Here is a 21,708-nt window from a genome sequence, read left to right on the forward strand (position 1 = left end):
GGTATACATCTGATCATATCAAAAAAATATCCAATTGTAATTTACAAACTTAGTGACTGCGGGTAAACTACTTGAAAAACAGACATTCCGGGGAGAACGATGAAACACAGATTGACAGACCAATACGCCAGTTTTACAGAGCTGTCGAAAAATAAACAGAAGGGGATCGATTATACGGTCTTTTCAAGGGTATCAGAAAGCGGTCTGCTTGTGATGGCTCCGCACGGAGGGGGGATTGAGCCGGGGATCAGTGAAATCGTCCGCTGTTTGGCCGCGGATTTTTCCGTTTATCTGCTTGAGGGGCTGAAAAGATCCGGCAACAAAGAGCTTCACGTTACAAGCGCCCATTTTGATGACCCGCTTGCCGTGCAAATGGCCGAGAGACACCATTATATTTTGGCTTTGCACGGCTATGAAGAACCCTCTCTTTGCCGGACGCTGGTCGGCGGGACTGATCACAAACGGGCCCGTATTTTTGCCGAAGCATTACACAACCACGGGTTTTCCGCTGAACTCCTGGCGGCAGACGCCTATCTGTCGGGGACGAATCCTGCGAGCATCAACAATCGGTGCAAAACAGGTTTAAGCGTGCAATTAGAAATCAGCACAGCCCAGCGAAAGGCGATGTTCGGGCGTTTCAGTTTAAAGGGAAGGGAAGCGTCTAAGAACGAGGTGTTTTTCCGTTATATAGCAGCGATAAAAGAGGGGATTGAAAAAGTGTATCGATGATCCGCAAGCCGGCATTTCTGCCGGCTTTCTCCGTCACTTTTTCAGCATATATGCTGGCTGCCTTTCAGCCGCAAGCAGCTTTTCAGCGCTTTTTCGGGCGGCGTATGGGCGCCTGGTTTCCCGTTTATAGCGTGTCAATTCATCTTCTTGATCCCGTCCTTCAGCATGCTCTCCTGCGATTTTCAGGCTGTCCGTCCACGCTTTGTGGAACTCGATTCCGGTCTGGCGTTTTTCAAATAGTTCGATTCGTTTGGCGGCAAATTCGTCTGTTACATTGAACAGGTCGGCAACCATTTTCACGGCATTGCAGCGCAGTTCGGGAAAATCCAATTTCAAGAGCATGAAAGTAGGCACGCAAAAATGATACATAAATTGATTGGCTTGAAATTCTTGAAGCTCCCTGAACATTTTGTTCATGTTTAATTGATTTCCCGCATGCTTTAAAACGTGGCACAGCTCGTGTGCGAAGTCCTCCCACTGCTTTTGTCTTGAGAGCTTGCTGTTAAGAATGATGCTGTACATTCCGTCATGCTTGATCATCATGCTGTCCATATTTTCATAGTGAATCCAAATATTAAGCCCCGCTGCGACTCTGTTCATATCGATGTGCTGCGGTTCGAAAAAACCAAACTTTAGATACATATTTTTGACGTATTCTTCAAGATGGGTTAAATAAAATTCCAATGCGAGACACCCCTTCGAACGAATGTTCTGTTTTGAGCGGGAAAGAAAAGCCCGGCTAAGGGGCTTTAATACACATGCAGATTATACTATATATCATGAGAAACCGCCTGAGCAAATCTTTCCCTTTTGATGCAGGTCTTATTCATTAAATCGGCGCTCATCAGGGAATGTTTAATAAAAATACCTTATTTATCCGTTTGTTTGTCTTCAGGCTGCCGTTTTTTTTCTTTTTCCTTCAAATATTGAATGAACTCAATCGCCTGCTGTCTGCTTTCAGGGGAAAATTCCCGCATGTCCCGATAGGCAATTTGAAGATCGGGGTCATCAAGGCTGTCTTGAAGCGGCTCCTTTTTTTCCGCACCTGTCAGCAAATAATCGATTGTCACTTTATAGTAATCGGCCAGTTTTTTCAATGTTTCGTAGTCTGGCTCGCTTCTTCCGTTTTCATAATGGGAATAGCGCGCTCGTGATACGCCAATCTGTTTCGCAACTTCTTCCTGTGTCCGTTTTCCTCTTAAGGTTTTCAGTCTGCCGCCCAGCATAGAATGACCTCGCTTCCTTCACTTCGTCATTATAATACCCATTATAGATACAAAATGTATCGAATGAAATAAATGATAAAAAAAGTATCAAAAAAGTATTGATGATAATAAATGTATCAATTATAATCATAGACATACAGATACGAATTGTATCAAAACAGCGGGGTGAAAACATTTGCGAAAACGTTTAATGGAAGAACGCTTAAGGCGGAGATGGACTCGGAAGCAAGTGGCCGAACGATTGGGAATATCTGAGGTCTATGTTCGCAAAATCGAAAATGGGGCACGAAATCCGGGCAGAGAAACGATGCTGAAGTTTGAAAAACTCTATGCTGTTTCGGATCGTGAGCTTTTTCCCGATCTTTTTCAGGTTATTCTTGATACAAAATGTATCTAATGAACACATGAGGAAAGAAGGCGATGTGATGAATCTCGAACATCCTATGATTACACAAATCCGGGCCTATGGTTATCCGCGGGAGGCTGTCGTTCGGCAGCCGATATGGAAGGCGAAAGCAGGGGCCGTAGAAGGGGGATACAGCATGGAGGCGATTGCCATTCCATACAGCAATAACCGGTTTGACCAATGGAGACTTGGAGAAGCCGGCGGATCGATCTCATTTACAAAGGACGGAACGCCGGTGTTTCAATTTGAAACGAAAGACCAATATGAGCGATATGTGATGCTCAAGCGAGAGAGTGCCTCTACAGCGGAAAGAGGCGGCCGATGACTGAAAAAAGTTACCCGTTCCCGATTTATTCAGGCATTTTAAACCGGAAGCATTACGACAAAATCGGCAGCGCCATCTGGCTGTTTTTATGGTGCATCAGTTCAACGACGAAAGAAATTGAAAAAGAAGGCATCACATGGGGAATTGTGCTCGGAAATAAGCCGCTGAAAGCGTCGGAGCTCGCCGCCGTATTCGGTGTGAATGAAAAAACGATCAGAAGGTGGCTTTCCCAGCTCGAACAGAGCGGTTACATTGCTGTGACGCGGGCTCCTTACGGTTTGATTCTGTCTGTCAGACATTCGAAAAAATGGCTGGCCCGAAATGTCCGTTCACAGTCTGCGGAACGGACAAATGAGTCTAGTGATACCGGCAAACCTGTCCGATCTAATCAAGATGTTATACAGATGAAAACAAAACAAAAGCAAATTCAGGCGGTTGCTGAACGTTTCGCAGCTCTCAGGTCTTTGCAGGAAGGAAGGGATGTCCGGCCTGCACAGAGGGATTATGAAGCCATCGCCCGGATTGTCGCCCGCGGTGTCTCATTGCCGCAAACAATCAAATGGCTTGAACAATGCTTTCTCGAGTATGAAGAACGGAGAAAAAGCAAACAGGAAACGATCAAAGTCTTCAGCTACTGTGAAAAATATATCCTGGATCGACTGCAAGAGTCAGGCGCCGGGACAAGGTCAAGGAGGGAAAATAATGGGCAGACGCACGATCGACGATGTCATGAAAGAACTGAGAAAAAAAAGCCGTTCATTACAGGCGGCCAAACCGGACGAATTCGCCGGCAAACGGTTTGACTGCCCCATGTGCAAAGACGAACTCGGGTTTATCGAGCGGCGCGGAGATACGGAAGTATGGGTGGCATGCCCCTGCAGAGAACGGCGCAGGGCGCAAAGGCTTTTAAAGTCCAGTGAGATTACCGAAGCATTTAAAACCCTCAGTTTTGAACATTTTAAGACCGAAGGCAAGCATCCGTCTGTTCAAGACGCTTATGATTGTGCCCTTGAATATGGACAAGCTTATCCGGAGATTCGAACAAGCCGGAGAAACAGCATCGCGCTTTTAGGACGTCCGGGATCGGGAAAAACCCATTTGCTTACGGCGGCAGCCAATCATCTGATGCAGAAGCTTTATGTGCCGGTCCTTTATTTCCCTTTTGTCGAAGGATTCAACGATTTAAAACGGGACTTTGCATTGCTTGAGGATAAGCTAAACAGGATGAAGCGAGTTGAAGTTCTGTTTCTCGATGATTTGTTCAAGCCTGCCGGCGGTAAGCCCAGGGCAACGGAATGGCAGATTGAACAAACCTATGCGGTCGTCAATTACAGATATTTGAACCATAAGCCGATTTTGCTTTCAAGCGAGCTTGATATAGAAGAAATCATCGCGATTGATGAAGCGCTCGGTACAAGGCTTGTAGAAATGTGCCGGGACTTTCTCGTCATCCTGAAAGGGAACGCTTTCGACATCAATCATAGACTGGAGGGAATGCTTTAATGTGCCGACTATGTGAAGGAAGAAAAACAGTGCACAGGCAGATCGGCTCCGCTACAATGTTCGCCGCCTGTCCGAACTGCCGGGACAAACGCGGCGATCTGACGGAGACAATCAACAAGCTTGAAGCATTGATGCTCAAAATGAAAGCAAGGGTGAAACAGAGTGCTTAAATGTTTATATGCGCTGATTGTCATTTTTCTGACAGCAGCGAAAAAAGAGGCGCAAATTGAAAAATGGCTTCAGGAAGACGGAAGGTGAAAAAAGTGAAACAAGAAGCTCAAGTTTACAGTCCGCCGCCATGGCGCATCGTCAGAACGAGCTCGGATTTATACATTTATTCAGCATACAGTCAGCAGGAGAAACAGCGCTTCCCGTATTCAAACGGGAGGCTCATCGCCCAAATCGCAGATTACACCGCATTTTCTCAACAAAAAAATGCTCATTTAATCGCCGCGGCACCAGAGCTGTTGACTGCATCAAAACTGGCTCTTGCCTATTTGCGGAGCAAAGGTCCGGCCGCCCCCGAGTCGATCGAGGGTAAGCTGATCCATGTTTTAAATAAAGTCATTTCAAAAGCGGAAACACAACATGAGGAGGAATCAGAATGAAACACCCGACACAAATCCGTTCCTTAGAGGAGACATCTCTCGCAAGCCGCATCACAAAGGGGAAGGTGACGGTGATCGTCCTTGACGGAGTCAAAGGAACGGCATGGCAGACTGAAGCCCCGGAGCACGGAAAAACGGTTGTGGAAACGCGAAAAGGAGACCTGGCCAGGGTCGATTTTGAAATCGGATATAAACTTTAGCAGATTCGAAAATGGAAGATGTCCAAGACGGAAAGCCTGCGGACACTGATCAGAATGCACTGGTTGCAGCTGATTGGTGTCCTTTTTTATTTCGAAAAACGGAGGGAACCGAACATGGAAGATTTACTTTTTCAATATAAAAGAACATTGAAGGCGACAAAAAAATTGTATCAGCCATTACAAGATGAACATGAATTGACGGCTGAACAGCTGAAAGATAAGAAGCTGATCAGAAACATGATCACGGATTTGGAGTATGTGATCGCCTGGCTTGAGAACGGCAGAGAGCCTGGGATCAGACGGGCCATTGACAGGCGGGATTCTTATAAACGAATGCTGATCAAGGACCCGCAAATGATCGATACTTTTTCAGAACGGATGACATTCCAGCCGGCTCAGGAGCTTTCACCGTTTGACAAAGCCCGGATTGAAGCGGCTCTTTCCGTTCTGACGGCAAGGGAAAAGGAAATCTTCATCTTACATAAAGTAGAGCGATTTTCCTATGAGCGGATTGCCGCGATGCTCGGCATCAAAAAGTCAACCGTGCAAACCAATGTGAAACGGGCGCAAACAAAAATGGCAAAGCGAATTGAACAACCGCTGGATGATTTGGCATAAAAACATTCACACTTGTCATACGTTTGCCACCTATAAGTGAAAGAAGGAAACAAACGTTCGCACGAATGAAAGATCAAATATAACAGGCTACAAAAGAAAGGCGGTGAAGACCTGCGATGCCAAGGCCAAGAGACCCGAAAAGAGACGAGGCATTCGAGCTTTTTAAAAAATATGAAGGAAACATTGCAAATCGGGCGATCGCTGATGAGCTTGGGGTTTCAAACCAAAAGATCAGCACCTGGAAAAGCCGCGACCGCTGGAAGGAAGCGTTAAACAGCGGACAGAAACGCAAGGGAAAAGATGCCGGCCTGATTCACAGTGAAGGGCTGAATGAGCGCCAGCGGCTGTTTTGCATTTACTATGTCAAAAGCTTCAACGCCACTCAAGCCGCCGTTAAAGCGGGATACTCGCCTGCGAGCGCTCATGTGACAGGCTGCCGTCTTCTTAAAAACGAAAAGGTTGCCGAAGAAATCAGGCGCATCAAAAAAGACATGGTGGGCGAGATTTTCGTCGAGGCGATGGATGTCCTTCACGTCTATGTAAAAATCGCGTTTGCAGATATAACGGATTATGTAACATTCGGCAAGAAAGAAGTGCAGGCTGTCGGAAAAGCAGGGCCGATCTTTGATGAAGAAAACAATCCCGTCATGAAAGAGGTCAGCTTTGTCGATGTCAAACACTCCGATTTCATCGACGGTACAGTGGTCACAGAAGCGAAGCTCGGAAAAGAGGGAATCAAGATCAAGCTGGCCGACAAGATGAAGGCGCTGGACAAGCTGTCTCAATACTTTGACCTGTTCCCGGATTCGTTTAAACGGAAAATCGAAAAAGAAAAGCTGAAGCTTGCCAAACAAAAAGCGGAAAAAGACGCTGAAGACGGTACGGTTGAAGTGCTGATCACCCGAAAAGGTGATTCGGTTTGATCAGGAAGGAAATCAATCCCCATTTTGAAGATTATGTATTCAACTGGGAGCAGACCTTTCAGTTCCTTGTCGGCGGCTACGGTTCATCAAAAAGCTATCACACCGCATTAAAAATCATGTTAAAGCTCTTGCAGGAAAAGCGAACCGCGTTGGTTGTGCGAGAGGTGTTTGAAACACACCGCGATTCCACCTTTTCATTATGTTCAACGATTATTGAGGAGCTGGGGGCGCAAAAAGCGGTACAAGCGGTTTCTTCACCGATGCACATCAGGTTTGCCAATGGGAGCCGGATCATTTTTAAAGGCATGGACAATCCGTCTAAATTGAAATCGATCAATAATATATCGCTGATCTGGATTGAGGAATGTTCGGAAGTGAAGTATGAAGGCTTTAAAGAACTGATCGGCCGGCTGCGCCACCCTTTTTTGAAGCTCCATATGATCTTGACGACAAACCCTGTCAGCAAAGGCAGCTGGACGTACAGACACTTTTTTAAAGATGAGCTGAAGAAACGGTTTATTTTGGACGACGAAGCCTTATATAAAAAGCGGATTGTCACCGTGGGTGATACGTATTACCACCATTCCACGGCAGAGGACAATTTGTTTCTGCCGAAAAGCTACATCAGGCAGCTTGACGATATGAAGGAATATGATCCGGATCTTTACCGGATTGCCCGGAAAGGCCGCTTTGGAGTGAACGGCACAAGGGTTTTGCCGCAGTTTGAAGTGATGAAGCATGAAACGGTCATGAAACAAATCGACCGCATTTCAAATCCTTTAAAGCGAACCGGAATGGACTTTGGGTTTGAAGAATCCTACAATGCCGTCATTCGTGCGGTGATCGATCCCGAGCAAAAATACCTTTATATTTACTGGGAGTATTACAAAAACAAGCTGACAGACGATATGACGGCGAAGGACCTTGATGAGCTCCGCGGCACACAGGAGCTCATTAAAGCCGATCCGGCCGAGCCGAAAAGCATCCAGTATTTCAGGCAAAACGGTTTTAATATGATAGGCGCCCGCAAATTCCAGGGGTCCCGCCTCCAATATACGAAAAAAATCAAACGGTTTAAAAAAATCTTTTGCTCCGACCGCTGCATCCATACGATCTATGAATTACAGCCCCTGACCTATGCCGCGGATAAAGACGGACACCTGAAAGAGGACCGGTTCACGATTGACCCGCACACTCTTTCCGCTTTATGGTACGCGCTCGATGACTATGAAGTCACAGATTTAAAAGCGGAACCGGATGTGAAACAACGTCCGAACAGGAAAAGGAGGTAACACATGACTTCTCAGCAAATGGTAAGAGCAAAGGTCATGAAATCCCAGTATCGGGGACCTGTGACAAAACAAATTTATGAAGATCAATTTTCGGAGATTTACGGCGATGACATTCTCGCGCCTCCATACAATCTCAAGGAGCTGAAAATGATCGCCGAATATTCTTCCATTCTCCAGCAATGTATTGATGCCTATAAGACAAATATTGCCGGATTCGGGCTTTCAGCCGAATACGCATTTGATTTTAACGGAGCGGATGTAACACCTGAGCAAAAAGCAGCGGCTGAAGCTGATTGGAGCAAGCTTGAGGAATTTTGCCGCCATCTTCATTTCGATGAATCGGCTGAAACGGTGTTGGGCTATATGATAGAAGACCGGGAAAAAACGGGGAACGGCTTTTTGGAAGTGTTAAGGAACGGCGCGGGGCAGCCGGCGGGAATTGAGTATCTTGATGTGAAAAACATGCGCGTCTGCGGATTGACAGAGCCGGTCGAGATCGAGTTTGCCTATTTAGAAAACGGAACCGTGAAAAAAATGAAAAGGCAGAAAAAATTCCGCAAATATGTTCAGATGATCGACGGAAGAAAGGTGTACTTCAAAGAGTACGGCGACCCGCGCATCATGGATATGACAACAGGCGAATTTAACCGGAAGACGCCTGTTGAAGAAAGGGCGAATGAAGCGGTTCATTTTAAAATCGGCAGCGGTGTTTACGGTGTTCCCCGATGGATCGGAAATATCGTCAATCTCTACGGCGCGAGGAAGGCGGAAGAACTGAACTACATGTATTTCAGACAGGGGCGGCATGTGCCGGCTGTGATCACGGTCGAAAACGGCATGCTTTCAGAGACTTCCTACAGAGAGCTGCAGGAATATATGAATGATTTGGAAGGTGTCGAAAATTCGCATAAGTTTCTTTTGATCGAAGCGGAAGGCATTTCTCAAGAAAAAGATATCCACGGGACGCAAGATATTACCCCGGTGAAAGTGGAGATCAAATCGCTGGCTGAAATCTTGCAGGAAGATGCGCTGTTTCTTGAATATGACGAAAAAAGCCGCAATAAAATCCGTTCATCCTTCAGGCTTCCGCCGCTTTACACTGGAGACGCCCATGAATATAACAGGGCAACGGCTGATACAGCGCGCAAAATAACCGAGGAACAGGTTTTTGAGCCGGAGCGGAAAATCCTGATCGGCAAGCTGAATACGATGTTTCTGCGCGACTTGCGGATTCATCATGCCCGGCTGCAGTTAAAAGGACCAGACTTTCGCGACCCGCTGGAGATCGCAAAAGTGCTTGGTCCTTTTATTCAGGCGGGAGCGGTTTCCGCGAACGATCTGCGGGATCTGGCGGGAAGGGTGCTCGGCAAAACGCTTGACGAATGGCCTGAAGAAGCTTACAACCGTCCGGCAGCCGGACAGGCCCAGACTCAGGGAGCTTCTGAAATCGCAAGCCTCCTGCCCGAATTAAAAGCGATGATCGAGTCGTTCAACAACAGCCCTGAAAGGAGGTGAACACTGCGTGCCGAGAGAGCTGAAAAATGCAAAAATCAATTTCGTCAGTTATGTCGACAAGGCAGCCAACCAAAAGAGATTCTTTTTAACCAAATCAAAGCAAACGCCGACCTTTCAAAAGGAAGTCAAGCTGATCGCAAAAGCGGAGGATGAAAAAAAGCTCGTCTACGGTGTGGTCTATGAACCGAATGTCATCGATGCCCACCAAGATTTCATGACGGCTGAGGAAATCCAAAAAGCGGCTCACGGTTTTCTGAAAGACGCCCGCAAGATTGACAAAGACCACAATTTTCAGGGCGGTGTCGGCGAAGTTGTCGAATCCTATATCGCTCCGGCCGATTTTGAAGTGAACGGCGAAACGATTGCCAAAGGCTCTTGGGTTCTGGTCACAAAAGCGTGTGATGAAGTCTGGGAGCAGATCAAAAAAGGAGAAATAACAGGCTACAGCATGGCCGGCACCGCTGAAACGCTTGACCATCAATCAGCACCCGGCGAAAAAAACGATGAGGCGGGCAGCTTCATTCAGATGTTTAAGCATATTTTCGCAGGAAATAAACAAAAAACGGGAGAGGGAGAAAAAGAAATGAAACGAGCAGAAGTCCAGGGAACGATCGAATCTGTCTTGGCCCCGCTTCTTAAGCGCCTTGACGCATTGGAAGAACAGACGGAAGCAAACGAAAATCAAGAGCAATCAGACATTGACAAACATGTGAAAGACATCGTCCAAAAAATGCTCGAACCCCTTATTGCACGCATTGAAGCACTGGAGAAGACGAGAGGCGCTTCAAAGCAGACGGCAGATGAAAAAGGCGAAGCAGAAGAAGTGAAAAAATCGATTTGGAGCGGACTGCTTTAATTAAGAGGAGGAAAACAATGAGAAACCAAGATATTATTCAGAAAGCTGAAATGTCGCTTGCATCGCTGAAAAGCGGAGGATTGATGAATCCGGCGCAGGCTTCCGCATTTATTCGCATGGTGCAAAATACGCCGACGATTTTCAATGAATCACGCGTCATCCAAATGGAGAGCGATTCACAGAAATTTGAAAAAATCGGATTCGGCCAGCGAATTTTAAGGGCAGCCGATGAAGGAAAAACACTGACTGATGATCAATTAACCGTTCCTGTGACAAGCACCGTGCAGCTGAACACGAAAGAAGTCATCGCAGAAGTCAATATTACGTATGACACGCTTGAAAACAACATCGAAAAAGACGGTCTTACAAATACGCTGATGCAAATGCTGGCCGAACGGGCCGCCGTCGATATCGAAGAACTGATTGTCAACGGTGATGTCACATCGTCCGATCCGTATCTCGCCCAGCTTGACGGCATCAGGAAGCAGTCCGTTTCCCACATCGTCGATGCCGGAGGCGAACAAATCAGCCGCCAGCTTTTTAAACAGGGGCTCAAAGCAGTACCTGCGAAATACATGCGCGTTCCCCAAGAATTCAGGTTCTATACATCGATCGGTCAGGAAGTGGAATGGAAGGACCGCGTCGCAGACCGGCAGACCAATCTCGGGGATGCGGCCGTTCAAGGCGGGCTGTCAACCGCATTCGGCGTGCCTGTAAAAGGGGTATCAAACATTCAGCCGTATACCTATGGGGAAGGGGATGCAGCAGGAGAAGCTTCGGACATCATTTTGACGCATCCGAAAAATATTATTCTCGGTTTCTCGCGGAATATCAGAATCGAAGTTGATAAAGACATTCGCGCCCGCAAATTTATCATCGTCCTGACTGCAAAACTGGACAGCAAATTCGAAGAAGAAGATGCCGTGGCAAAAATCATGAATGTGAAAGAGTAGCTGCAATGTATAGCGCAAGACTCGTAAAAGGCAAAACATATGATGTGAAAGGCATAAGGTTCAGCTTTCAAGAAGAACAGCCCATTTCCAGAGATCTTTACAGGTATTTAAAAGGAAACCCATGCTTTGAAGTGAAGGAAACGCGCCGGAGGATGGCGGGAAAGGATGAACGAAAATGCTGATCACACCTGATGATATCATCCAGTATTCCGTGTTTGAGGCTGTGAAAAAACGTTCTCCCGAGTTGCTGCGCCAGGATATTCTCGAAGCCGAAGCAGATGTCAGACAGATCACGGGCCACCTTTTCACTGATGAGACATATCAGCCGCTGCCGGAAAAAGCAAGGCTCGCGTTGCTGAAGCTGGCGCAGTATCATGCGTTAAAAAACGGTGATGAGTCATTCATGAAGGGCTATCAATCCGAGAAGTTAGGAGACTATTCTTATACCCTCTCCGGCGGCGGGGGCATGGTGAAGCCGGATGTTTACAAACTTCTTGAAGAATATATTTCCGATTACGAATCCGCCCGCTTCAAGGTGCGTGCGATATGAGCTACCGGCATTTATTGAGCGACCGCTGTGATATCTATCACGTCAAAAAAGAACAGGCGCCGGAAACGAAATACGGCGTTCCGGCGGCGGACCTTCAGCCGCTTCGCACATACGGAGAAACCCCTGATCACGTCGATGTTCCCTGCTATTTTGCAGAAAAAAATCAGTCGCTTGTGCAAAAGGATCCGGAACAGGTCATTTATCATTCTTATTTGGTGCATTTTCCGCGGGATGCGGATGTCCGTCTGCATGATCAAGTCGTCTGGAACGGTATCGGCTACACACTGCAAAAACCGCGAAACATCAAAGATCATCATTGGGAAGTGCTCGCAGTAAGGGATGAAAAACTATGAAAATCACAGGCTTGAAACAGCTGTCAGAAGCGCTTGACGAAGCGGCAAGCGGAGGCTTTCAGAAACAGGCGACCGCCTGGCTGGAACAGGCCGGACTCGATTTTTTAGAGCTCATCAGCCGGGAAATCATTCAGGCGGAATCTGTTGATACCGGCCGGCTGCTGCGCTCATTCCGGCGGGGAGCCGAGGAAAATATTTGGATAGTAGAAAGCGGCGGGCTGTCGCTTGAACTAGGCACTGAATTGGAGTATGCCTCATTTGTAAATGACGGCCATTGGACAGGAGCAAAGGACGGAATCAGGTGGATTCCCGGAAGGTGGCAGGGCGGCCGCTTTTTCTATGATCCCGGATCAACGGCCGGTATGGCCTTGAAACGCAAATGGGTGGAAGGGACAGGCTATTGGGAGCACGCGTTTTCGATATTTGCGCGTTTATTTGAAGAACGCCTGTCTGAAAGGCTGGAAACTTGGCTCGATTCCTTGTAAGGAGGTGATGATGTGAACGATGAAACGGGATCTGTCATGAATTTCTTTTATCAAACATTTCCTGCGGTATGCTATGAAAAAGAAGTTCCCGATCATTTTCAAATCCCGTCGCTTTATTTTCCGCCTCCTCGTGTCTTTGATGAAAATGATACAGTCTCAACGTTCAAGAAGGTGTTCACCTTGAATGTCAGACTGTTTCATCATGACTCACAAGCGGCCCTCGATCAAGCGGAACGGATCGCAGACGCCGTAAGAGAGGCACGTCATATGATCCCGCTGATTGATCAGTCGGGCGCCGGCACCGGGGAAAGCTTGAGAATCAACAGAATCGAGACAAGGATCGGGGATCGCGGGACGGCCTCCATTATTGTGCAATGGAACAGCCGCTACTGGTATAAAAGAGAGGCTCAGCCTTCACTTGAAACAATTGATGTGACAAACGGGGTGAAATAATTGACAGTCAGCAAAAAGACGAAATCAGCAGCAAAAAAGGCGCCACAGGAAGCGCTTTTTTACATTGAGGATCTGCGGGAGCACGCGAAAGAGCTTTTCGGTGTAAAGCCGGAAGTGCTTGACGGTGCTCTTTTTCATGTGAAAGAAAGACAGATTGCAAAAACCGAAGCAAGTCAGCTTATCCAAACATTTTTAGCCAAGGAGGTCATCAATTAATGAACGGCGGAACATTCACACCAGGCAAAGAAAAAGAGCGTGCCGGCATTTACTTTAATTTCAAAACGACAGCAGAGGAACGGGTCTCTCTCGGAAACCGCGGCACTGTGGCGCTTCCTCTTGTCACCAGCTGGGGAGAGCCGAAAACATTCGCAGCCATTTCAAGCATCGAGGATTTAAACAAAAAAGTGGGATTGAACATTGATGATCCGTCTCTTCTGTTATTCCGCGAAGCGAAGAAAAACGCGGAGACGGTCCTTTTATACCGATTAAATACAGGTGTTCCAGCCAAAGCTCAAATTGGCGAAACACTGACGGTCACTGCAAAATACGGCGGTGAAAAAGGGAATAACATATCCATCCGCATTTCCGAGAATGTTCTCGATCCAAAAAAATATGATGTGACGACGTTTGTCGGTACAGATGAAGCAGACCGCCAGACCGTTACGACAGGTGCAGAGCTCACGGCAAATGCTTATGTCATTTTTCAAGGTGAAGGCGCACTTGAGCTGACAGCCGGCACGGCGCTGTCCGGCGGTGAAAACGGTACAGCAAGCGTCGCGGATTACACGGCTTTTTTGGATGCTGCCGAAAAAGAATATTTTCATACGATCGCTTTGCCTGTCGCTGACAACGAGCAGCTGAAAGCGACATTTGCAGCTTTCATTAAGCGTCTGCGCGACAAACAAGGCCAAAAAGTTCAAGGTGTTGTCGCCAATTATGCCGCTGATCATGAAGGCATCATAAATGTGACAGGAGGCGTCGTCCTTGAAGACGGCACGGAAATCACTCCTGACAAAGCAACGGCATGGGTGGCCGGAGCCAGCGCGGGCGCGACTTTTAATCAGTCATTAACCTTTGTCGAATACGAAGGTGCTGTTGACGTTCTTGACCGCCTGGACGAAGACCAGGTGATTGAGCGCCTCAAAAAAGGCGAGTTCTTATTTACCTTTGACGCCCGCGATCAATCGGTCAGCGTCGAAAAAGACATCAACTCTTTAACAAGCTTTACGGCGGAAAAGAACAAGAAATTTTCGAAAAACAAAATCATCCGCGTCCTCGACGGGGTGAACAACGACTTGACCCGTGAATTGAAGACTTTAATCAAAGCCCGTAAAGCAAGCGGCAGCGACATTCCCGCTTCCGAGGACGGATTGCAGTATGTCAAAACATTGATCATCCAATACATGACGGCGCTTCAGGAAGCGGGCGGCATTTCCGGTTTTGATTCGGAAAACGACATTGCCATTGCACTGAACGAAGACCGCGACGGATTTTTAATCGATGCAGCCATTCAGCCGGTTGATGCAGCGGAAAAATTCTACTTTAATGTGGAGGTAAAATAATATGGCATTAAAAGCGCAAAACACGATTTCAGGAAAAGAAGGACGCCTTTTTCTTGACGGTGAGGAAATGGCGCACATTAAAACATTTGAGGCGAATGTTGAAAAAAATAAAGCGGAAGTCAACATCATGGGACGCCGGATGACCGGCCATAAAACAACAGGCGCAAATGGTACAGGAACGGCGACCTTCTATAAAGTAACGTCTCAATTCGTCACTTTAATGATGAACTATGTGAAAAAAGGCGATGATCCGTATTTTACTCTTCAAGCCGTCCTTGACGACCAGTCGTCAGGCCGCGGAACAGAACGCGTCACCTTGTATGACGTGAACTTCGACTCCGCCAAAATCGCCAGCCTTGATGTCGATTCAGAGGCGCTTGAAGAAGAAGTTCCGTTCACATTTGAAGATTTTGATGTGCCGGAAAAGCTGAAAGACACCTTTTAAATAAAAACAGGCTTAAAGGTGCTGGTCGCACCTAATGAAGCACGTTCGCCGGTCCTGCCATAGAAACAGATCGGCAGGAATATTTAACCAAGTGCTCTCGCTCATCCGAGGGCGCTTTTTATTGTGCAGAAATGAAAATTCAGGAGGAGCAATCAACCATGAGCGAAAAACAAGAAGAAAAAGTATACGATCTTTCCTTTTTTATGCCTGGCCAAACCGTTGAAGCCGAGGAAATAAAAGTGCCGATTTCCAAGCGGTTCGCTGATAAAAAGGGCAATGTCATTCCGTTTGTGTTCAAGCCGATTACAACAGAGCGAATCGATGAGCTGGAAAAAGAAAATACAACATATAAAAACATCAAAGGCAGAGGCCGTGTCAAAGACCTCGACACCCAGCGTTTTTATGCGAGAATTGCGATCGAATCCACCATCTATCCTGATTTCCGTTCAAAAGAATTAAGAGACGCATATCAAACAGCCGATCCTGTCGAAGTCGCCAAACGCGTTCTCTCCGTCGGCGGAGAATACGCAAACTGGCTCAATAAGGCGATTGAAATCAACGGCTTTGAAGACGATCTCGAAGACCTGGAAGAAGAAGCAAAAAACTGATCAAGGATGGGAATAAAGAAGCGGTGTATCTCTATTTTGCGATGCATGACCTTCATTATTCTCCATCCGAGCTTCTCGAGCTTTATGAGGCGCCAAAACCTTTTAAAGCTTTATTGTACGGCTTGATCAGCTACAAGCTTGACATCTTGGAAAAAGAAGCACGGAAAGGAGGTACATAATCCATGGCTAAACTGACTGCACGTTTTGAGCTGGAAGACCGGGTGTCGAAGAAGCTGCGGCGGATTCAAAAGGGTTTTAAGAATTTAGAGAAAAGACGAAAAATGCTCAGCCGTCCACTGACTGTTAAGGTCAGGGCTGACAAGGCCGCGAAAACATTGAACAAACTTCATCTTACATTAAAAGCAAATCTGAGCTCATGGCAGCTGAAGATATCGGCTGTTGACCTGGCAAGCAGCACCATTCAAAACATCTCGGATCAGCTCCAAAAGAACCTTCCCGAGAGGTTTCAATTCACGATCTCTGTTCATGACCAGGCGACAGCGGGCATTCGTAAAATTAAAAACATGCTTTCCGCTCTCGCATCTCATGAATATACGATCACCACAGCCGTCAATGACCGAGTGACCGGAGCCGTGCAAAAAATCACCGGTTACATGAAGGCGACATTGCAAAAAGGATTTACCGCAACCCTGTATGTGATCGATAAAGTAACAAAAACAGTCAGCCGGATCTCATCATTTATCAGCAGCCATTTTGCAAAGGAACATCAAGCGACCCTCACACTTAATGACCAGGCAACAGGCAAACTCCAAGCTCTTCGGAAAAAACTGAATGACATAGAGGCGAAGAAAACGATTGAAGTCAATGCAAAAGTGGAAAAGCCGGGCGGTGAATCCTCAGAGGGAAAAGAAGAAGCGATATGGACGGCAATCCTAAATGCAGGTAAAGATAAGTTTGTAAAATGGGTAGAGGGTCTTCCCGAAAAGATTATGGATAAGTCGTTTGATGCAGTGCTCGGAAAGTTCTTCAAGGGAGAAGATGGTGGCGGTGGCTGCTGCTGTGAAGGCGGCGGTTCTCTGATCAATGAACCGGCGACAAGCAGCAGGCCTGGAAGTGAAGAAAGCTCTCCTGCAGGAGGGAGAGGTTCCGGGAGAAATCCTTCTGGAAATGGTTCCGGAGGCAGATGGAAGAGAGGCCTTAAAGCATTGGGGAAAGGGGCAGGAAAACTTCTCCCTTATGCAGGGGTTGCATTATCTGCTACTGAATTAATGGACATGAACAGCGAAAATGCAGGTCAAAAAATCGGTTCTGCAGGCGGTGGAATTGGAGGCGGGCTAGCCGGTGCAGCTGCGGGAGCGGCACTCGGAACAGCCATTCTTCCAGTAGGCGGGACGGCAATTGGAGGCGCTATCGGCGGCATCGTCGGCAGCATGGGCGGCTCAAGTCTCGGTGAATATTTTGGGAAGATGTTAGACGACAACGGCGGCGTCATGAAGACATGGGATTCCATTGTAAAAAAATCAGAAAAAACATGGGGTAAAATTCAAAAAACATGGGAGAAGGTGTCTGACTGGTTCACAGATAATGTGTCAGATCCAATCTCTAAAGCTTTTGATGATGCCCTCACTTGGATCCAGGACACATGGTCAAGCATAACAACTTGGTTTCAGGACAACGTTTGGACTCCTTTGATCGAACCCGTCGTTGATTTTGCTATTAAGGTCTGGGAATGGTTTGTTCAAGCGTGGAATTGGATTCAAAATACTTGGAATACCGTATCAACATGGTTTAATGATAACGTTTGGATTCCCTTCTACAATATTGCAGTAAGAGTGATAAACAATGTCGTCGGTTTCTTTGCAGTTGCCTGGTCCGTCATCCAGTTGGTATGGGGGGTAGCCTCATCTTGGTTCATGGAGTATGTGTGGAACCCGATTCTTGGACCGGCGGTTCAAACGGCAATCAGCATCTGGAATTGGCTCGTTAAAGCATGGAACTGGATTTCTGAAACGTGGTCCACCGTATCAACATGGTTCGTCGAAAACGTCTGGGACCCAATTCTTGTTCCGGCCATACACACGGCAACCGCCATTTGGGACTGGCTTGTTAAAGCATGGAATTGGATTCAGGAAACATGGAACACCGTATCAACATGGTTTATTGAATATGTTTGGGATCCCATTTTAAAACCTGTCATCAAACTTGCAATGGATATCTGGAACAAGTTTGAAGAGGCTATAGAAAATATTAAAGAAACGTGGAAGGGAATAGATAAGTGGTTTCATAAGCTTTTAGATCCCGTTTTAGACCTCGCCAAAGAAATCGGTACGGCATTTAAAAATGCATTTGGTTGGGCCGGAGACCTCTGGAAAAAAGCACAAGATTTTGGAGGGTCTGTAAAAGATGGCTGGAACAATCTTATATATGGTGACAATGAAACAGCCTTTGAAAAAATCGGTAAAGAAAAGACTGGTTTCGAGCGGAAGAAGAAACCAGATACAAAGGCTACGGGCGGCTATATCACCAAACCAACCATCTCCTGGATCGGGGAAGCCGGAAACGAATTTGTCATTCCAACTCAAAACAACCGCGGGCGCGGAAAAATGTTGTTGGCACAGGCAGCAACTCAGCTTGGCATGCAGGTTGTCGATGATATTGGTTCGGCATCCGCTGATGCAGGAACTGTAACACCTATTTCAAGTGCGGCTTCTTATTCTGCCTCTGTCTCACCATCGATGAATGCGGGCGGCGATGTTACGAATCAAGCATCGTCTTTTGGTCAGCAATTCACAGATGGTTTTGATGAAGGATTAAATTCAAACGTTGTCTCAATGGAGGATTGGAAGCAGAAAAATATTCAGAAGCCATTTAATAGTTTGAGTACCCTGTCACCAACCTTTGGCAAAAACGTGGTAACTGGATATGCGGCAGGGCAAAATACGACGGCGACCGGTACGGATGGCCTCCTGCAGTCCAAAGTCAAAGCGCCATTTCAAAATACGGTTAATTCAGCATCTTCTTGGGGTGTGAATACTGTCAAAGGATTCGCGGCTGGCCAGAATTCCACGCCTACAGGTACAAACCAATTTGTCAGCACTCATATCAATAAGCCATTCCTTGATGCGAAGCAGTCATCAAGCGGCTGGGGAACTGGCATGATTGGCAACTTTATAACGGGTATGAATTCAAAGGGCAGTGAAGTGAAAGAAGCTGCCAAAGAGCTGGCCAAGAAAGTGGAACAAGCCTTCCGCGATGAATTGGATATTCATTCTCCATCCCGAGTTATGATGAGTCTCGGGCGTTTTGCGTCTGTCGGTATTGTGAAAGGGCTAAGCTCTGTCGATGTGAAGAGCTTCGCCGAAAAACAAGCCGGCTCTCTAGCTGCAGCATTCGCAGGGATGGGAGCAGTCGGCGGAAACGTAAAAGATTGGCTACTCAAAGCCCTTATGATTACAGGCACGCCGATGAGTTGGCTTGGTCCATTATCTCAAATGGCTATGCATGAATCAGGCGGAAACCCGCGGGCTATTAACCTGTGGGACAGCAACGCCCAACGTGGCACGCCATCCAAAGGGTTAATGCAAACGATTGATCCAACCTTTAACGCCTATAAGATGAAAGGGTTAAATGATATCTGGAAACCGATTCATAATGCTGTGGCGGCCATTAATTACATTAAAGCTCGTTACGGTTCAGTTTTTAATACGCCGGGAATGAGAAGTAAGCGAAATGGCGGCGGCTACAGGGGTTATGCCAATGGCGGCCTCATCACAAACGAACAAATTGCCCGCGTCGGCGAAGGCGGAAAACGGGAATGGATCATTCCCGAAGAACGCGGCATTCGCGGCCGCTATCTGCTGCAAAAGGCTGCAGATGCGCTCGGAATGGAAGTCCATGATCCGGCTTCTGAACCGTCCGGCTCTATATCAAGCGGCCAAGCGGCAGCTGCGACAACAGGCCAAAGCCGTATAGAGCAGCCGCCTGCAAAAGGCGCCAAAGAGCTCAATATTTATATTACCGGTGATCATCACTACCACAATGAGCAGGATCATGAGACATTGATTGCCAAAATCAAGCGTGCCCTTGTCGACGAGCTTGAACGAGACATCCATATCGGAACGAAAGGAAGCGTAGCGTATGACTAAATCCGTGTACGAATTTTGGCTGACGCAAGGCAAGGAAAAGCTGCGCCTTCCCGTTCTGCCGGAGCAGCTTGAAATCAGCGATAATCTTGGAAACGAGTCGGTAAAGGTGGCGAAATTCGGCGAAATCACCTTTATTAATGAACCGGGTGCGAAAACGATTTCGTTTTCGTCGCATTTTCCGAAACAATATTCTTCACTTGCAGAATACAAAGGGTTTCCATCACCGGAGAATGCGATTCTTAAGATTGACAAATGGCTGAAAGCAAAAAAGCCGGTTCAATTTCTCGTGACCGGGACGAAGATCAATCTCACATGCAGCATTGAAAGCTTTTCCCATCATGAAGGGGAAAAGGACATCGGTGACCGCGATTTTGATATCACCTTAAAGGAATACAAAACAGCTTCGCCCCGAAAAATCAAACAAAAAAAGAAAACAAAAAAGAAACGGCCGTCAAAGGCGGCTCCGAAAGTTTACACCGTCAAAAAAGGAGATACGCTCTGGCATATTGCAGGGCGCTTCTATGGAAACAGCCAAGAGTGGCGGAAAATTTGGAATGCCAATAAACAGGCAATGATTAAACGCAGCAAGCGCAACATCAAGCAGCCGGGCCATTGGATTTTCCCGGGGCAGAAGCTGAAAATACCGTAAAATAAAGCACCGGTGTCTCCGGTGCTTTTTCGTAAATCAAAAGCAGGGGATAATGATGATCGAATTATTTGTCATAAAAGAAAGCGAATGGTATGAGCTTGTCACAGAAAGCGTCTCATTAGAAGGGCAAAGATTTCAGGCGCCGCGTTCGATTGAGGCGCAGATCGTGATCAAGCAAGGGACGCAGCAGTACTACAGCGTACAGGAAGGTGATACCGTGCTGTTCAAGTGGAAGGGAAAGGAATTGTTTCGCGGGATCGTTTTCAGCAGGGTGCCGAAAGAATATACGATGACGTTTAAAGCGTATGATATGCTGCAGTACTTAGTCAAAAACCAAGACGTATATGTTTTTTCCAATAAGTCGGCCGATGACATTGTCAAACGGATTGCAAGCGACTTTCAAATTCCTAAAGGTCAGATCGCCGAAACGGGGCATACGATCAAAACGCTTGTATTCAAAGATAATACCAGCCTGTATGACATCATTTTAAAAGCGTTGAAGGAAACGAAAAAACAAACGGGCAGACAATACCAGCTTTATTCAGAAAAAGGCAGGCTCTGTTTAAGAGCATGGCCGGATCCTGAGGAGGTTTGGGTATTGGAAACCGGCGTCAACATTACGGATTACAGCTACAGCACATCAATCGAAGAAACGGCAACCAGGGTGAAATTGAGGAAACAGAAGGATAACAAAACCTACACTGCCGCCGCAAGCGATGAAGCTGCCATGAAAAAGTTCGGTGTTCTTCAGTATACAGAAACGGTTTCCGACGATATTAACCAAGCTCAATTGCGCGATCGGGCAAAGAGGCTGCAGGCAGAAAAGAAAGGTGTCAAAAAAGAACTGAAAAGCATACAGGCCATCGGTATTCCCGAAATCCAAAGCGGTCTGCCGGTTTATATTTCGATTCCGGAAGCCGGTGTCAAACAGACTTACTGGGTTGATAAAGATAAACATCATTTTTCCGGAACGAAGCATATCATGACGATTGATGTCGTAGCCAACAATCATCTACCTGAAGGAGCATCCTCATGAGATTAAGCGATGCGATCAAAGAGCTGGCTCTTGGAGCCGTACATTATGAATCACCTGTTGATATCATGCCCGCGGAAGTCATTTCTGCCTCTCCGCTCAAGCTTAAACTCCGCGATCATGAAAAGTTGGTGATTCCGTCCGACTTATTGGTGGTAGCCAGGCATTTAACCGATCATACGATGCAGATACGGGTTGACGGAGAAGAGAAAACCATTCGCTTTTACAATCAATTACACGAAGGCGACCGCGTCATGATTGCCGCCATGCCGGGCGGGCAATCTTTTTTTGTGATCGACCGGATATAGGA

The 21,708-nt window shown here is 46.9% G+C and carries 30 protein-coding genes; 28 read left to right on the forward strand and 2 right to left on the reverse strand.

What is annotated here, in order from left to right; translation table 11 throughout:
- Positions 1–99 precede the first annotated feature (99 nt).
- Complete coding sequence (locus ACINLD_RS02060) at positions 100–729, forward strand: poly-gamma-glutamate hydrolase family protein (protein ID WP_410206904.1); 630 nt, start codon at positions 100–102, stop codon at positions 727–729.
- 33 nt (positions 730–762) lie between these two features.
- Here ACINLD_RS02060 and ACINLD_RS02065 read toward each other — a convergent pair whose 3' ends face one another.
- Both ACINLD_RS02065 and xre read right to left on the reverse strand, forming a co-directional pair.
- Positions 763–1,371 carry an ImmA/IrrE family metallo-endopeptidase gene (locus ACINLD_RS02065; protein WP_410206955.1) on the reverse strand — a complete coding sequence of 203 codons (609 nt, stop codon included), beginning with the start codon at positions 1,369–1,371 and terminating at the stop codon, positions 763–765.
- Between the two features lie 227 nt (positions 1,372–1,598).
- A complete protein-coding gene (xre, locus tag ACINLD_RS02070) occupies positions 1,599–1,955 on the reverse strand; it encodes an HTH-type transcriptional regulator Xre (RefSeq protein WP_026586577.1) in 357 nt (118 codons plus the stop codon).
- A gap of 190 nt (positions 1,956–2,145) precedes the next feature.
- Between xre and ACINLD_RS02075 the strand changes: the two genes are divergently transcribed.
- The 27 genes from ACINLD_RS02075 (at position 2,146) to ACINLD_RS02205 (ending at position 21,706) form a co-directional block, all read left to right on the forward strand.
- Positions 2,146–2,352 carry a helix-turn-helix domain-containing protein gene (locus ACINLD_RS02075; RefSeq protein ID WP_410206956.1) on the forward strand — a complete coding sequence of 69 codons (207 nt, stop codon included), beginning with the start codon at positions 2,146–2,148 and terminating at the stop codon, positions 2,350–2,352.
- 28 nt (positions 2,353–2,380) lie between these two features.
- Complete coding sequence (locus tag ACINLD_RS02080) at positions 2,381–2,686, forward strand: hypothetical protein (RefSeq protein WP_410206905.1); 306 nt, start codon at positions 2,381–2,383, stop codon at positions 2,684–2,686.
- Positions 2,683–3,489: an ArsR family transcriptional regulator gene (locus ACINLD_RS02085; RefSeq protein ID WP_077737005.1), complete on the forward strand. Its 807-nt coding sequence runs from the start codon at positions 2,683–2,685 to the stop codon at positions 3,487–3,489. Before ACINLD_RS02080 ends, ACINLD_RS02085 begins: the two co-directional genes overlap by 4 nt.
- Entirely contained in the window at positions 3,389–4,189 is an 801-nt protein-coding gene (locus ACINLD_RS02090; protein ID WP_035428014.1) for an ATP-binding protein, read from the forward strand. Before ACINLD_RS02085 ends, ACINLD_RS02090 begins: the two co-directional genes overlap by 101 nt.
- Positions 4,189–4,359 (forward strand): hypothetical protein, encoded by a 171-nt coding sequence (locus tag ACINLD_RS02095; RefSeq protein ID WP_201278492.1) that lies wholly within the window; start codon positions 4,189–4,191, stop codon positions 4,357–4,359. The genes ACINLD_RS02090 and ACINLD_RS02095 overlap by 1 nt, the downstream gene beginning before the upstream one ends.
- 93 nt (positions 4,360–4,452) lie before the next feature.
- The gene (locus tag ACINLD_RS02100) at positions 4,453–4,797 is read left to right on the forward strand and encodes a hypothetical protein (RefSeq protein WP_026586581.1); all 345 of its coding nucleotides are present in this window, start codon (positions 4,453–4,455) and stop codon (positions 4,795–4,797) included.
- A complete protein-coding gene (locus ACINLD_RS02105; RefSeq protein ID WP_026586582.1) occupies positions 4,794–4,997 on the forward strand; it encodes an XtrA/YqaO family protein in 204 nt (67 codons plus the stop codon). Before ACINLD_RS02100 ends, ACINLD_RS02105 begins: the two co-directional genes overlap by 4 nt.
- 114 nt (positions 4,998–5,111) lie before the next feature.
- Entirely contained in the window at positions 5,112–5,615 is a 504-nt protein-coding gene (locus ACINLD_RS02110) for a sigma-70 family RNA polymerase sigma factor (RefSeq protein WP_077737240.1), read from the forward strand.
- Between the two features lie 116 nt (positions 5,616–5,731).
- A complete protein-coding gene (locus ACINLD_RS02115) occupies positions 5,732–6,538 on the forward strand; it encodes a terminase small subunit (RefSeq protein ID WP_077737003.1) in 807 nt (268 codons plus the stop codon).
- Positions 6,535–7,830: a PBSX family phage terminase large subunit gene (locus ACINLD_RS02120; protein ID WP_077737002.1), complete on the forward strand. Its 1,296-nt coding sequence runs from the start codon at positions 6,535–6,537 to the stop codon at positions 7,828–7,830. The genes ACINLD_RS02115 and ACINLD_RS02120 overlap by 4 nt, the downstream gene beginning before the upstream one ends.
- A gap of 3 nt (positions 7,831–7,833) precedes the next feature.
- A complete protein-coding gene (locus ACINLD_RS02125) occupies positions 7,834–9,345 on the forward strand; it encodes a phage portal protein (protein ID WP_077737001.1) in 1,512 nt (503 codons plus the stop codon).
- 7 nt (positions 9,346–9,352) lie between these two features.
- Positions 9,353–10,201, forward strand: coding sequence for an XkdF-like putative serine protease domain-containing protein (locus ACINLD_RS02130; RefSeq protein WP_077737000.1), 849 nt, complete (start codon positions 9,353–9,355; stop codon positions 10,199–10,201).
- Positions 10,202–10,218: 17 nt separating this feature from the next.
- Positions 10,219–11,154: a phage major capsid protein gene (locus tag ACINLD_RS02135; protein ID WP_077736999.1), complete on the forward strand. Its 936-nt coding sequence runs from the start codon at positions 10,219–10,221 to the stop codon at positions 11,152–11,154.
- A 5-nt stretch (positions 11,155–11,159) separates the two neighbouring features.
- Positions 11,160–11,336: a YqbF domain-containing protein gene (locus tag ACINLD_RS02140; protein WP_142246132.1), complete on the forward strand. Its 177-nt coding sequence runs from the start codon at positions 11,160–11,162 to the stop codon at positions 11,334–11,336.
- Positions 11,330–11,704 (forward strand): DUF3199 family protein, encoded by a 375-nt coding sequence (locus ACINLD_RS02145; protein ID WP_077736998.1) that lies wholly within the window; start codon positions 11,330–11,332, stop codon positions 11,702–11,704. Before ACINLD_RS02140 ends, ACINLD_RS02145 begins: the two co-directional genes overlap by 7 nt.
- The gene (locus tag ACINLD_RS02150; protein WP_026586590.1) at positions 11,701–12,057 is read left to right on the forward strand and encodes a DUF3599 family protein; all 357 of its coding nucleotides are present in this window, start codon (positions 11,701–11,703) and stop codon (positions 12,055–12,057) included. Before ACINLD_RS02145 ends, ACINLD_RS02150 begins: the two co-directional genes overlap by 4 nt.
- Entirely contained in the window at positions 12,054–12,542 is a 489-nt protein-coding gene (locus tag ACINLD_RS02155; RefSeq protein ID WP_077736997.1) for an HK97 gp10 family phage protein, read from the forward strand. The genes ACINLD_RS02150 and ACINLD_RS02155 overlap by 4 nt, the downstream gene beginning before the upstream one ends.
- Before the next feature lie 12 nt (positions 12,543–12,554).
- Complete coding sequence (locus tag ACINLD_RS02160) at positions 12,555–12,995, forward strand: hypothetical protein (protein WP_026586592.1); 441 nt, start codon at positions 12,555–12,557, stop codon at positions 12,993–12,995.
- The gene (locus ACINLD_RS02165; RefSeq protein ID WP_026586593.1) at positions 12,996–13,211 is read left to right on the forward strand and encodes a hypothetical protein; all 216 of its coding nucleotides are present in this window, start codon (positions 12,996–12,998) and stop codon (positions 13,209–13,211) included.
- Entirely contained in the window at positions 13,211–14,557 is a 1,347-nt protein-coding gene (locus ACINLD_RS02170) for a phage tail sheath family protein (RefSeq protein ID WP_077736996.1), read from the forward strand. Before ACINLD_RS02165 ends, ACINLD_RS02170 begins: the two co-directional genes overlap by 1 nt.
- Before the next feature lies 1 nt (position 14,558).
- Positions 14,559–15,002: a phage tail tube protein gene (locus ACINLD_RS02175; protein WP_026586595.1), complete on the forward strand. Its 444-nt coding sequence runs from the start codon at positions 14,559–14,561 to the stop codon at positions 15,000–15,002.
- Positions 15,003–15,160: 158 nt separating this feature from the next.
- The gene (locus ACINLD_RS02180) at positions 15,161–15,610 is read left to right on the forward strand and encodes a phage tail assembly chaperone (protein ID WP_026586596.1); all 450 of its coding nucleotides are present in this window, start codon (positions 15,161–15,163) and stop codon (positions 15,608–15,610) included.
- A 41-nt stretch (positions 15,611–15,651) separates the two neighbouring features.
- A complete protein-coding gene (locus ACINLD_RS02185) occupies positions 15,652–15,789 on the forward strand; it encodes a hypothetical protein (protein WP_142246159.1) in 138 nt (45 codons plus the stop codon).
- 3 nt (positions 15,790–15,792) lie between these two features.
- Positions 15,793–19,716: a transglycosylase SLT domain-containing protein gene (locus ACINLD_RS02190; RefSeq protein WP_410206906.1), complete on the forward strand. Its 3,924-nt coding sequence runs from the start codon at positions 15,793–15,795 to the stop codon at positions 19,714–19,716.
- Positions 19,709–20,365: a LysM peptidoglycan-binding domain-containing protein gene (locus tag ACINLD_RS02195; RefSeq protein WP_077736994.1), complete on the forward strand. Its 657-nt coding sequence runs from the start codon at positions 19,709–19,711 to the stop codon at positions 20,363–20,365. Before ACINLD_RS02190 ends, ACINLD_RS02195 begins: the two co-directional genes overlap by 8 nt.
- A 55-nt stretch (positions 20,366–20,420) precedes the next feature.
- Complete coding sequence (locus ACINLD_RS02200; RefSeq protein ID WP_077736993.1) at positions 20,421–21,401, forward strand: phage portal protein; 981 nt, start codon at positions 20,421–20,423, stop codon at positions 21,399–21,401.
- Positions 21,398–21,706: a DUF2577 domain-containing protein gene (locus ACINLD_RS02205; protein ID WP_026586600.1), complete on the forward strand. Its 309-nt coding sequence runs from the start codon at positions 21,398–21,400 to the stop codon at positions 21,704–21,706. The genes ACINLD_RS02200 and ACINLD_RS02205 overlap by 4 nt, the downstream gene beginning before the upstream one ends.
- The last annotated feature ends 2 nt before the right edge of the window (positions 21,707–21,708 follow it).

It is taken from the genome of Bacillus sp. z60-11 (assembly GCF_046464135.1).
GTDB lineage: Bacteria > Bacillota > Bacilli > Bacillales > Bacillaceae > Bacillus > Bacillus sonorensis_A.